A 13,278-nucleotide genomic window follows, 5' to 3' on the forward strand; every position below is an offset into this window, starting at 1 on the left:
AACACGGATGCGGTCACAATTTCCACTTCGCGGGGAATGAGGGATTCTTCATTCGTATCCCGGATGCGGGACTCATCTGGGGGGGGAATCCGCACGATTCCTCCATACTCGGTGACGGTTTGAGTAATCGCCAGAACGCTACCGCCTTTGACCCCCGATCCGTTTTTCACCATCGGTTCGGCGCCCGGCGGCAGGTTGTAGACTTCCCCCGATAGCACCCAGACCAATCCACCCCGCTGGGCGATGGTTGTGGTGTTCCCCTGACGATCTTGCCGTTCTTCGGGGACGATATCAGCAAATTTGACTTCCCCAGCCAGGTCGGTGGCAACGTCTTTGGTTGCTTTTTCAGTGGTTTTACGGGTGGTTCCGCCCACGGGAACTTCGGAGAGGACTTGTTCGCTCACCACGGTCTGACCGTCGCGGACCAATAGGGTGCCGCCGGGAGAAACGCTAAAGCGAGCGGATTTGCTACCTTTGGTGGGAATCACTTCGATGTCGCCCCCTTGCTCCACGGTGAAGGCTTCATCGCCGTGGCGGGTCCGGAACGGTCGCACCCGCAGGTTTTTCGCATATTTAACCGTGCCATCCACAGGGGCTTTGTCTTGGCTTGCCACTTCTCCGGTAAATACGCCTCCGGTGTGGAAGGTGCGCATGGTGAGCTGGGTTCCGGGTTCGCCGATACTTTGAGCGGCAATAATTCCCACGGCTTCGCCCAAGTCTACGAAACTGGCATGACCCAGACTCCAGCCGTAGCAGTGCTGGCAAACGCTGCGGGCGGCTTCACAGGTGAGGGGCGATCGAAGAATCACTTCAACGACACCTTCGCGACCGAATTCCAGACACAGATCTTCGGGGATCGGTTGGTTGCGCTTGGCGATCGTCCGACCGCCGATGACCACATCTCGAGCCAATACCCGACCCAAAAGCCGATCTTTGAGGGGAATCAGGACTTTAGAGCCGCTGGTCATATCGCGAACGACGATGCCGCGCTCGGTACCGCAATCGATTTCTCGGACGATCGTATCTTGGGAAACATCCACCAGGCGGCGGGTGAGGTAGCCCGAATCGGCCGTTCGCAAGGCCGTATCTACAAGACCTTTACGAGCGCCGTAGGAGGAAATAATGTATTCGGTAACCGTCAATCCTTCCCGGAAGTTGGTTTTGATAGGTTGGTCGATGATTTGTCCCTGGGGATCTGCCATTAGCCCTCGCATCCCCACGAGCTGGCGAACCTGAGAGATGTTACCCCGCGCGCCGGAAAATGCCATCATGTAGACGGAATTGAGGGGATCGGTGCTGCGGAAGTTACTGACCACTTCATCTTTGAGGGCTTCGCTGGTAATGTTCCAGGTATCGATCACCTTCTGGAATCGCTCCACTGCGGTGATTTCTCCGCGCGTGTACCGAGCCTCGGTCTCGTCAATTTCTTCTTGAGCGGTGGCGAGAAGCTGCTGTTTGCTTGGGGGAATCTGCAAATCTTCCACGCTAATTGAAACGCCGGCGCGGGTGGCGTATCGAAAGCCCAAATCTTTGAGGGCATCTGCCACTTTAGCAGTGCGCGCGGTTCCGTAATGGGTAAATGCCCAAGCAATCAAGGCTCGAAGTTGTTTTTTATCTACGACTCGGTTGCGAAAGATCATGTTGGCTAATGGCTAAGGGCTAATGGGGGTGATGGTGTGCGATCGCGATCGCACACCCGCAGGCAGGTTGAGGTCACTTCCCCAGGCTGGAGGTCTTCAACTCAGGTCTAGGAGTAGGGTTAGCTCAAGGCTTCAACCACCGCTTGATTGTAAATAATCCGACCGGGAGTGGTGCGAACGTACTGAGTCAGGAGATTGCCCTGGGCATCCCAGCGCTGACGCCTGTCGGAGTAAATTTTGGTGACGACACCTTCGTCAGAGGTTTGAATCTCAAGGGGTTCGATTTCTCCATCGGCGCTGTCTATTTCGCCGTCGTAGCGAACCCAAACATAGGTATGTAACTGGATTTGCTTTTGCTCGTAGGCGATCGTTGCATCGTCGAGGTTGCTAAAGGTTCGTTCGCGCTCGCTAGCGGCCGCCGGGTTTTCGGCTGTCAGGTAGTAGCATCCGAGCACCATATCCTGACTCGGGGTGACGATCGGGCGACCGGTGGCCGGAGAGAGGATATTGTTGGAGGCGAGCATCAACAACCGAGCTTCCGCTTGAGCCTCCATGGATAGGGGCACGTGAACGGCCATTTGGTCGCCGTCGAAGTCAGCGTTGAACGCCGGACACACCAACGGATGTAACTGAATGGCGCGTCCTTCGACCAAAATCGGCTCGAAAGCTTGAATTCCCAAACGGTGCAGGGTGGGCGCGCGGTTGAGCATCACGGGATGACCTTCGATGACTTCTTCGAGTACGTCCCAAACGTTGGGATCGTTGCGAGAAATCAGTTTTTTGGCGGCTTTGATATTATTGACGAGTCCCTGGCGGATCAGACGATGGATGACAAAGGGTTGAAACAGTTCGATCGCCATTTCCCGAGGCAGCCCGCACTGGTGAATTTTCAGTTTGGGTCCGACGACGATCACGCTCCGTCCGGAATAGTCTACCCGCTTACCCAGTAGGTTTTGGCGGAAACGACCTTGTTTGCCTTCGATAATGTCCGAGAGGGATTTCAACGGTCGGTTGTTGGCTCCCACCACCGTCCGTCCCCGGCGACCGTTATCGATGAGGGCATCCACGGCTTCTTGGAGCATCCGCTTTTCGTTGCGGATGATAATCTCCGGGGCGAGGATCTCTTGCAACCTTGCCAAGCGGTTGTTGCGGTTGATCACCCGCCGGTACAGATCGTTTAAATCGGAGGTGGCAAATCGCCCGCCGTCGAGCTGCACCATCGGGCGCAAATCTGGAGGAATTACGGGGATGACTTCGAGCACCATCCAAGATGGATCGGATTGGGTGGCAATGAAGTTATCGATCACCCGCAGCCGCTTGATCAACTTGGCGCGTTTTTGCCCTTTGGCATTGGCAATATCTTCGCGCAGGGTTTCGGCGGTGGTTTCGAGATCGAGATCTTGGAGCAGACGTTGGAGGGCTTCGGCGCCGATTCCCACTTCAATTCCCGCCAGTTCCGAGTCTTCATCGTAGAGCTGCTCTTCGATTTCGATCCATTGATCTTCGAGCAGCAGCTGCTTGTAGGAAAGGTTGTCGGCATTACCGGGGTTGAGGACGACGTAGGCATTGAAATAAACGATTTGCTCCACGTCTCGCAGGGGCATATCCAGCAAGATGGCAATATAGCTGGGGATTCCCTTGAGATACCAAACATGAGCCACGGGGGCGGCAAGCTTGATATAACCCATGCGGTGGCGGCGCACCCGCGATTCGGTCACTTCAACCCCGCAGCGCTCGCAGACGATCCCCCTGTGGCGCACCCGCTTGTATTTACCGCAGTGGCATTCCCAGTCTTTGGCGGGTCCGAAAATGCGCTCGCAAAACAGCCCATCCATTTCGGGCTTGAGGGTGCGATAGTTGATGGTTTCGGGTTTGGTGACTTCCCCCACCACTTGTCCGTTGGGAAGGGTGCGCTCGCCCCAGCCCCGGATGCGCTCTGGGGAGGCAATGCCAATTTTAACGTAATCGAACCGCTGTTCTAGCTTGGCCATAATTTAGTTACGATCGGTTGTCAGGAGTTGCAAAAGTTGGGGCTTACTCTTCGTTGGTCATGGATTCGTAGGTCGGGCGAGAGGGAGCGCGACGGTTCGATACGTCGGCCATCAGATCGACTTCGGTATCCCGAGAGGTTCCATCTTCGGCGGTATCGACTTTATGAACGGCGATATCCAGACCCAGCGACTGTAACTCTCGCATGAGCACTTTAAAGGATTCTGGCGTCCCCGGTCGAGGGATGGCTTTCCCTTTAACGATCGCGTTGAGGGCTTCGTTGCGTCCTTGCATGTCGTCGGATTTGACCGTCAGCAGCTCTTGCAGGGTGTAAGCCGCGCCGAAGGCTTCGAGCGCCCACACTTCCATTTCCCCGAAGCGCTGACCCCCTTGCTGGGCTTTACCGCCGAGGGGCTGCTGGGTGACCAGGGAGTAGGGTCCGGTGGAGCGGGCGTGAATCTTATCGTCTACCAGGTGAACCAGCTTCAGCATATAGGCTTTGCCGGCGGTAATCGGGCGATCGAACGGCTCTCCGGTGCGGCCGTCGTACACGACGGTTTTTCCGGGATGGTTTGGGTCGAAAATCCAGTCTTTTCCGGTACGTTTAGCCCCTTGTTGCAGTTTGGTGTTAATGGTTTCCCGCGACATTTCCGCCCCGTGCATTTCATCGAAGGGCACGATTTTGAACCGCGCCCCCAGATTTTCTCCGGCCCAGGCGAGCAAGCATTCAAAAATTTGTCCCACGTTCATCCGAGAGGGAACCCCCAACGGATTGAGAACGATATCGACGGGGGTGCCGTCGGGGAGATAAGGCATATCCTCGATGGGCAAAATTCGAGAAATAATCCCTTTGTTGCCGTGGCGACCGGCCATTTTATCGCCCACCTGAATCTTGCGTTTCTGGGCGACGTAGACCCGTACCACCATGTTGGCTCCGGGGGGAAGTTCGTCCCCTTGTTCGCGGGTGAACACACGCACGTCGACCACCCGACCTTTCTCGCCATTGGGCACGCGCAAGGAGTTATCGCGCACGTCGCGGGCTTTTTCCCCGAAGATCGCTCGTAGGAGTTTTTCTTCTGGGGGTTGATCCGATTCTCCTTTGGGAGTCACTTTCCCCACCAGGATATCCCCAGCTTCCACCCAAGCGCCAATGCGGATGATGCCGGTTTCGTCGAGGTGGCGCAGGGCATCTTCCCCGACGTTGGGAATCTCGCGGGTAACTTCTTCAGGTCCGAGTTTGGTTTGCCGCGCTTCGATTTCGTATTTTTCGATGTGGATGCTGGTATAGACGTCGTCGTAGACCAACCGCTCGCTGATGAGGATGGCATCTTCGTAGTTATAGCCTTCCCAGGGCATATAAACTGCGAGAATATTTTGACCCAGGGCCAGTTCCCCCCCTTCAGTGGCCGAACCGTCAGCAAGCACCTGACCGGCAACCACTTCATCTCCTTCAAAGACGATCGGGCGTTGGTTGAGACAGGTATCTTGGTTGGAGCGCTGGTACTTTTGAAGGACGTATTCGAGTTCCTCTTTGGGAACCTCGCCGTTGTGACGCAGGGGATCGGCGGAAGTGGCTCGCACGCGAATCCGCTGGGCATCGACGTAGGTGACGACCCCATCGGTGCGACTGACGATCACCATCCCGGAATCTCGGGCGGCTTGAGCTTCGAGTCCCGTTCCCACCAGGGGACGCTCGGGACGCAGTAGGGGTACGGCTTGGCGCTGCATGTTCGACCCCATCAGGGCGCGGTTGGCATCGTCGTGCTCCAAGAAGGGAATCAAGGAGGTGGCCACGGAGATGATTTGCACCGGCGAGATGGCAACGAAGTCCACTTGGTCGGGGGTGGAGGTGTTGAAATCCTGACGGTAGCGAACTGGGATGGTTTCCCCTTGGATATAACCGTTTTCATCGACGGTGACGTCCCCAGGGGCAACCCGCAGGTCGTCCTCTTCATCGGCGGTCATATAGATGGGATGCTCTTCGAGCAGCACTCGCCCCTCTTGAACGCGCCGGGAGGGGGTTTCGATGAAGCCGTAGCCGTTGACTCGCGCGTGGGTGGCCAAAGAGCCGATCAAACCGGCGTTGGGCCCTTCTGGGGTTTCGATCGGGCAGATGCGTCCGTAGTGGGAGGGGTGAATGTCCCGCACGGCGAATCCGGCACGCTCCCGCGTCAAACCGCCCGGGCCGAGGGCCGACAAGCGCCGCTTGTGGGTTAGCTCGGCCAGGGGATTGGTCTGATCCATGAACTGGGAGAGCTGAGAAGACCCAAAGAATTCTTTGATGGCGGCAACCAGGGGTTTGGGGTTGACCAAAGATGCTGGAGTGAGGGTGTCGGATTCGGAGACGGTCATCCGCTCTTTGATAATCCGCTCTAAGCGGTTGAGTCCGACTCGCACTTGGTTTTGCAGCAGTTCTCCAACCGATCGCACCCGGCGATTTCCCAAGTGGTCGATGTCGTCGGTTTCTCCCATATCGTATTCGAGATCGATCAGGTAGTCGATCGCCGAGAGAATATCTTGGGGGGTGAGAACGCGCACGGTATCGGGGACGTTGAGGCGCAGCTTTTTGTTGAGTTTGTAGCGCCCCACTCGCCCGAGGTCGTAGCGTTTGGGATCGAAGAAGCGGGATTCGAGGAGCGATCGCCCGCCGGTTACCGTGGGGGGTTCCCCCGGACGCAACTTGCGATACAGTTCCATGAGCGCTTCTTCTTCGCTGAACTGTCCTTCTTTTTCGATGGTTTTTTGGAAGTATTCCGGATGGCGCAAGGCATCGAAAATTTCGTTGTCGGCAAGACCGAGGGCTTTGAGCAAGACTTGGGCGGAGAGTTTGCGGGTTTTGTCGATGCGCACCCACACTAAGTCGTTTTTGTCGGTTTCAAACTTGAGCCACGCGCCTCGGTTGGGAATCAGGGATGCGTTGTAGGTCCGTCGCCCGTTTTTGTCGGTCTCGGGCTTGTAGTAGACCCCCGGAGAACGCACGATTTGGTTGACGATGACTCGCTCGGCTCCGTTGATGATAAAGGTGCCGCGATCGGTCATCAAGGGCAAATCACCAATAAAAACTTCCTGCTCTTTGATTTCTCCAGTTTCTTTGTCGATCAGCCGCGTGGGAACGTACATTTGCACGGCATAGGTGCTATCTCGTCGCTTGGCTTCATCGACGTTGTATTTGGGCTGCTTGAGTTTGTATTTTTTGCCCACGAAGTGCAACTCGAGCTTGCCTGTATAATCGGTGATGGGAGAGAAACTGTTGAGTTCCTCGATCAAGCCAACTTCCAAAAACCAACGGAAGCTCGCTCGCTGGATTTCAACTAAATCGGGTAGGTGAAACGCGGGGGTCGTCTTGCTTTGATTAGTCATGCGTGTTGTTGAGAAACTCGATGGGCACTATCCAGCAGGCTATGGATCTTACTATTTTTTGTAAAGCAATGTCAATTCAATGACAAATTGGGGTCTTTGAGGCAAAGACCCTAACGAGAAGAGTGATGCAGTTTAGTTACGGTTTTCAGAACAGACCGAGATGAACTGGGGTTGACACATGTGCTGGGGGCGATCGAGAGTGGGCAGCAAACTTATAGGGAACGGACGAGGCTCTTAGCTATCTTACCAAGCCGAGCGCCCAAAAGCGATCGCGTCTGAAATTGGTTTTGAGGATTTTGCCCGTTTCTCTAGCCCGTTGCCCAATTTTGCTCGCACTTATCTCCTGTGGGAGTTTCGATCGACTTTGCTGTCGGAAAAAACAGCCAAAGTAAAGTTGATTTTGATATCGTTACTATTATATAGTATGCAACTCATTCGATGACCGTTAAAATCCAAAAGCCATCTATAAGACTCGAGGGTCTATCCACCTCAAATCCTTTTAACTTCCAGACTCTAACGGCACGATCGTCTAAGATCTCGAGCGCGCGATCGAGAAGCACTATAAGATGATAGGGAGCGAACGCCCGCCCGGTTCGAGAGCCAACAACGCTAGAACCCCACTGGAGTTTCGATCTGTTGTCGCTTAAAGCGCATCTAAATTAAATGACCGAGCGCCTAACACCTTATACTGGCTTGGGTTGCTCTATCAAAATAAAATGCGTGGCGGCTTAGCATCGGGGGAGAGAGTCCCTTCTTTTAAAATAGAATGTAAAGTCGGTTTGCGGGCAAGCGGGACGCGACCTCCCCAAACCCCTCGACCGAACTATAAAATTGGGAGTTTGAATCACCCATGACACAAACCATATCTTCCGCGCAGCGAGGCATCCTAATTTCCGATGCCGCCATCGACCAAATTAAATCGTTGTGTGCCAAGCAAGGAAAAGAGTTATACTTGCGCCTGGGCGTACGCCAGGGCGGATGTTCTGGGATGTCTTACATGATGGACTTTATTGAGTCGAGCAGCATCGACGAAAAAGATGAAGTGTTCGACTACGATGGTTTCAAGCTCGTGTGCGACCCCAAAAGTATGCTGTACCTCTACGGTCTGGTTCTAGATTACAGCGATGCCCTTATTGGTGGCGGCTTCCAATTTAGCAACCCCAATGCCTCCCAAAGTTGCGGCTGCGGCAAGTCTTTTTCGGCTTAGTTCCGAAACGGCATCTCAACAATCCCGTAGAGACGCTCCGATGGAGCGTCTCTATTCGATTTTTACCCAAGTTTAAGAGACGAAATCCCGATCGAAGCGAATGGCTTTAAAATCTGAAGAAATTTTTAACGACGCAATCGAGCGCTATCAAGCAGGAGAAGACCCCAGCACTCTCATTCCCGTCTTCAAAGACATTTGCGATAGTGCCCGCAAAAACAGCTCGGCTTGGACTTGTCTGGCGTGGCTGTACCTACTCGACGATCGACCCCTTTTGGCGTACAAAGCCGCTCGCAAAGCCGTCAAACTCAATCCCGACGATCCCCAAGCGCGAGTCAACTTGGCAATTGCGAGTATTGAGAGCAAACAAAAAGGCGTTCGCGAACAAATCGATCGTGCCATCCAACTGATGATGGTCTCTTCCGAGTGGCGGTCGGAAATTCAGAAAAATTTTGAAGATGGATTGAACCGCAAGCCAGATTGGAAAAGCTTGCAACGAGTACAAAGCTGGATCTTGGAAGCATAAAACCGTTTTCCTCAACTGGGGGACGATCGCTCCTCGAGTCAAACATGGCAAACGGGGAACCGGTCCCGTTTTCGGATTTCCTCAGTCATGGGTAATGCCCTTCAATTCCATCGGATCGAATTGAAGGGGCGATCGTTCGTTCTCACACTCAGCGCTCGATTTGACGATTGAATGGTAACTCGGTTTTTTCGTTTTGCTTTTCGTACAAGACAAAAAACTGAAACTCATATGCAGCAGCTGGTTGAAAAAATCTCGTTTAAAAGCTTGTGAGGCAAAAGCTTAGGAGATCTTACTATGTTTTCTCATACCTGTTTTGTCCCGTACGGAGGCTCAGTCCTATCCCCACACCCAACCTTCAGAAAATATCTATAAGTATCCATCAAGAGCATTTACCGACACATTCATGCAAATTCAAACCCCCAACTGGGTCAAACACGCCGTTTTCTATCAAATTTTTCCCGATCGCTTTGCTCGAGGCAAAGACCGACAAACTCGGGTTCCTTCCACTACCGCCGCTTTAGAAAATTGGGATTCTCCTCCCACGCTTCAAGGCTATAAGGGGGGCAATTTATGGGGCGTTATCGAGCAACTCGATTATTTACAAGACTTAGGAATTACGGCCCTCTACTTCACCCCAATTTTTCAGTCCGCCAGCAATCACCGCTATCACACCCACGACTACTACCAAGTCGATCCGATCTTAGGGGGCAACGAAGCCTTTAGCGCCCTCCTTGAAGACGCTCATCAACGGAATATTGCCGTGGTTCTCGATGGCGTGTTCAACCATGCCAGTCGCGGTTTCTATTTCTTCAACGATATCCTCGAACACGGGCCGAACTCTCCATGGTTAGACTGGTTCAAAATCAAAGGCTGGCCCCTATCCGCCTACGACGGTAGCAAACCCGCAAATTATGTCGGCTGGTGGAACAATCGTGCCTTGCCGGAGTTCAACCACGACAATCCCGATGTACGAGAATACGTCATGCGGGTGGCTGAATATTGGCTGAAAGTTGGCATTGACGGCTGGCGGTTGGATGTGCCCTTTGAGATTACCGCTGACGGTTTTTGGCAAGAGTTTCGAGATCGAGTCAAAGCCGTAAACCCCGAAGCGTACATCGTCGGCGAGGTGTGGGGGGATTCGAGAGAGTGGCTCGATGGAACCCAGTTCGACGGAGTGATGAACTATTTATTTACCGGTCCGACAATCGCCTTTGCCGGGGGCGATCGAGTCGTCAAGGAGCTGGTCGAGGAACCCGCCTACGAACCCTATCCACCCTTAAATGCCGCCGGATATCAAACCAAAATCGAACAGTTGCTCGACCTCTACGACTGGGAAATTCACCTGGCGCAGCTCAACCTACTCGACAGTCACGATACCGCCCGGATTACGAGCGTGGTGAATGAAGATATCCCCAGCCACGAACTCGCCGTGTTGCTGATGATGACGTTTCCCGGCGCGCCTTGCGTCTATTACGGGAACGAAGTCGGTTTGAGCGGTCGACGCGATCCCGACTCTCGCCGTACCTTTCCTCCAACCGAACGATGGAATCGGCAGGTGCTAGAGACGTACAAACAAGCGATCGCCTTGCGCAACGAGAATCGGGCGTTGCGAACGGGGGAATATCGCGTGCTGTTTGCCGAAGGGATGACGTACGCTTTTGCCCGCAGTCTACCCGCACAAACCCTCGTTGTCATCGTGAATGCTGGTACGGAAGCCACAACGGTAAGTTTTAAATGCGATGGGTTATCGCCCAAGGCAACGCTGCTGTACGGAACGGGAGAATTTTCCCAACATTTAGAAGGGGGAGTCCCCCATGTGAGCGTAACATTAACCGCTCGCACTGGATGCGTTGTGGGTTAAGGATTGTGGGGTGCGCAGTTTGATAGAAGCGAACGAACGGACAACGAACACCAGGAGAATCGTTATTCTTGCCGATTTTCTTCGAGCGCTGCGTCACCCGATCTCCAGCCGCGCCTTTCTCCTCTGCCTTATATCAAGTTCGGTTAAAAACTTATAATTCCTCGTTAGACGAGCAGGGGGAGCAGGGGAGGAAAGAAATAGAGAAGTTTTCAGGCAATCGCGCCCAATTGTGACTAATCATCCGAACTTGATATTATTCCCTTGTCTTCCCCTCACTTCTGGGGGAGCACGGTGACGATTGGCTGTTCGCCAATATCGAAAACGATGTCCTCTACAGTAACGGAGGAGATGACACGCTCGCTAGGAGACAAAGGGCACGATATGCTATATAGCAGACGAGAGCGCGATACTCTTTTGGGTAATGATGGAGACGATCTCCTCACCATGCCTTCAATTGGCAGCGAAATTTTCATTCGCATCGCCAGTACCGGAGAAATTCTCGCCATCCTCGTGCAAATCGATGGGAGCGCCATCGGTGCCGAAGATTTCCCATGAGGCTAAACTGGGGGCGCGATGAAAACTGGTATCATATCGCATGAGAACCGATCGCTAAACTTAACAATAACGCAATCAAAACACCATAAATATGTACTATTCTCAACCCCCCTATTTCCTGGTGCTCGCCGGAATTTTCATCGGAATTTCCTCCGGGAGTGCCATCTACTATACCTTGGCGCGATCGCTCTCTGAATGGTCGAAAAATAGATCTAGCCGTATCCTCGCATCGCTCCGAGGCTCCCAACTCCAGCTCCCATTTCTCGGCTCGACGGTGGGTGCTTGCGTCTTCCTCGCCTCCGGCTTAACCATCTTCGGTATCCCCCCCGAAATTGCCTATCTCATTGCCTTACCCACAGCATTACTCAGCAGCGGACTGGTATGGTGGCAGCTCGACAAACTCCTAAGCCAACTTGAAGAAAAAGGCTTAACGCGCGAACTCATTGAAGAATTGACCATCAGTGAAATTCCGCTCTTGACATCTGAAGATAACGAGGAAAAAGAATAAGTCGGTAGATCTCAATCGGTACAACAGTGTTTTATCATCACCTGTTGCACGGCGATACCCTTAAAAGAAGGGGTTGGCGCTCGTTAACCCCTGCTTCTGTTCTTGTGTTTATTACGGAGCGATCGCTTCTACTTCTTTTTGCCAGTTTTGGATCGAGTTTTGTGCTTTAAACTCCGCCAACTGACGTTCGATTTCGTCTCGCACGATTTGGCGGTATTCTAAGAAATGCTCGTTGTGGGCGCAAACCGTCAAATAGTAGTCCCAAACCTGGGGATTGTGCTTGATAATACCGAACAAATGATGCCAAAATTTCCAGCGGGTACTGCGTTTGAAACCCTGCCGCCAAATCACGATCGTCAAGGCGCGAATATCGATCCAACTAGGAAGTTTTGAAGGTGCTTTAAACTTGGGCGAGCCTAATTTGAGAAAACAGCGATAAGTCCGATCTAAGAAAGCTTCTGCATCGTAAAGTTCCCAGAACGCCTCAATAAATTCTTGAGCTAATTCATCGATCGGGCGGGTGGGGATAAAATTCATCAACGTACTTTGATTGATATCTTGGCGATCGCTTTTCACCAAACGCCCTTCTTTTTCCAAACGCTCCCAGAGAGCCGTATTGGGCAAAGCTTGCAACATGCCAAACAAGGCTGTGGGAATGGTCGCTTCTTCCACAAAACGAATAATTCTCGATGCCGCGCCGGGTTTTTCGCCATCGAACCCGATAATAAACCCGGCCATCGGTCGCAATCCCGCTCGGATAATTGCATCCACCGTATCGGTCAGAGACGTGCGAGTATTTTGAAACTTTTTCGTTAATTTTAAACTCTCTTCATCGGGAGTTTCAATTCCTAAGAAAACGCCGTTAAAATTACATTCTACCATCAATTCCATTAGTTCTGGGTCGGCAGCTAAATCTACTGATGCTTCCGTATTAAATCCAAACGGATACTGATGCTCTTCTTGCCAAACTTTAAGTTCTTTTAGCAGTAATTTTACATTGCGTTTGTTGCCGATAAAATTATCGTCAACCATGAAAATACTGCGCCGCCATCCCAACTCGTAGAGATAATCCAACTCCCGCAACAGTTGATCGGGGTCTTTCGTGCGCGGTTTGCGACCGTAGAGGACGATAATATCGCAGAACTCGCACTGAAACGGACAGCCGCGCGAAAACTGCACCGACATCGAATCGTAAGCATCCAACTCCAATAAATCGAAGCGAGGGATGGGAGTGGTGGTGACGGCGGGTTTTTCGGTTGTGCGGAACGTGCCGCTAGTTTTCCCGCGTTCGATCGCTTCCACAAACATCGGCAGAGTAATTTCCCCTTCATCGAGCACCAAAAAATCCGCCCCCGCCTCTTCAGCTTCCGATGGCACTGAAGTCGGGTAGGGTCCCCCCACCGCCACTGGCTTCCCCCGTTGTTTGGCTTCCCGAATTTGGTCGATAAAATCGCTTTTTTGGACGATCATCGCCGAAATCAGCACCAGATCCGCCCACTCCCATTCTTCTTCAGTCACCGGGCGAATATTACGATCGACGAGTTTAAACTCCCATTCTTGAGGTAAAATTGCCGCCACCGTCACCAATCCCAGCGGCGGCAGCAACACTTTGCGATCGACTAATTCTAGAATTTT

The 13,278-nt window shown here is 52.9% G+C and carries 10 protein-coding genes; 6 read left to right on the top strand and 4 right to left on the bottom strand.

Features of this window, described 5'->3' with window-relative positions; genetic code table 11:
* From IQ235_RS05910 to rpoB, 3 genes are all read right to left on the bottom strand, one after another.
* A partial coding sequence (locus tag IQ235_RS05910) for a DNA-directed RNA polymerase subunit beta'' (protein ID WP_264320569.1) occupies positions 1-1,640 on the bottom strand: 1,640 nt, incomplete at its 3' end.
* A 119-nt stretch (positions 1,641-1,759) separates the two neighbouring features.
* A complete protein-coding gene (locus IQ235_RS05915) occupies positions 1,760-3,631 on the bottom strand; it encodes a DNA-directed RNA polymerase subunit gamma (protein WP_264320570.1) in 1,872 nt (623 codons plus the stop codon).
* Between the two features lie 43 nt (positions 3,632-3,674).
* Positions 3,675-6,989, bottom strand: a complete 3,315-nt coding sequence (gene rpoB / locus IQ235_RS05920) for a DNA-directed RNA polymerase subunit beta (RefSeq protein ID WP_264320571.1) — start codon at positions 6,987-6,989, stop codon at positions 3,675-3,677.
* 850 nt (positions 6,990-7,839) lie between these two features.
* Here rpoB and IQ235_RS05925 point away from each other — a divergent pair.
* The 6 genes from IQ235_RS05925 (at position 7,840) to IQ235_RS05945 (ending at position 11,643) form a co-directional block, all read left to right on the top strand.
* A complete protein-coding gene (locus IQ235_RS05925; RefSeq protein WP_264320572.1) occupies positions 7,840-8,196 on the top strand; it encodes a HesB/IscA family protein in 357 nt (118 codons plus the stop codon).
* 100 nt (positions 8,197-8,296) lie between these two features.
* The gene (locus tag IQ235_RS05930) at positions 8,297-8,719 is read left to right on the top strand and encodes a tetratricopeptide repeat protein (protein WP_264320573.1); all 423 of its coding nucleotides are present in this window, start codon (positions 8,297-8,299) and stop codon (positions 8,717-8,719) included.
* A gap of 403 nt (positions 8,720-9,122) precedes the next feature.
* On the top strand, positions 9,123-10,580 hold the full coding sequence (locus IQ235_RS05935; protein WP_264320574.1) for a glycoside hydrolase family 13 protein: 1,458 nt from the start codon (positions 9,123-9,125) through the stop codon (positions 10,578-10,580).
* A 278-nt stretch (positions 10,581-10,858) separates the two neighbouring features.
* On the top strand, positions 10,859-10,972 hold the full coding sequence (locus IQ235_RS18905; RefSeq protein ID WP_405196648.1) for a hypothetical protein: 114 nt from the start codon (positions 10,859-10,861) through the stop codon (positions 10,970-10,972).
* Entirely contained in the window at positions 10,929-11,135 is a 207-nt protein-coding gene (locus IQ235_RS05940; RefSeq protein ID WP_264320575.1) for a hypothetical protein, read from the top strand. Before IQ235_RS18905 ends, IQ235_RS05940 begins: the two co-directional genes overlap by 44 nt.
* Positions 11,136-11,226: 91 nt before the next feature.
* Positions 11,227-11,643 (top strand): hypothetical protein, encoded by a 417-nt coding sequence (locus IQ235_RS05945; protein ID WP_264320576.1) that lies wholly within the window; start codon positions 11,227-11,229, stop codon positions 11,641-11,643.
* A 111-nt stretch (positions 11,644-11,754) separates the two neighbouring features.
* On the opposite strand, the gene IQ235_RS05950 is transcribed toward IQ235_RS05945, so the two are convergent.
* A partial coding sequence (locus IQ235_RS05950) for a B12-binding domain-containing radical SAM protein (RefSeq protein WP_264320577.1) occupies positions 11,755-13,278 on the bottom strand: 1,524 nt, incomplete at its 5' end.

Source organism: Zarconia navalis LEGE 11467 (genome assembly GCF_015207075.1).
GTDB lineage: Bacteria > Cyanobacteriota > Cyanobacteriia > Cyanobacteriales > Geitlerinemataceae > Zarconia > Zarconia navalis.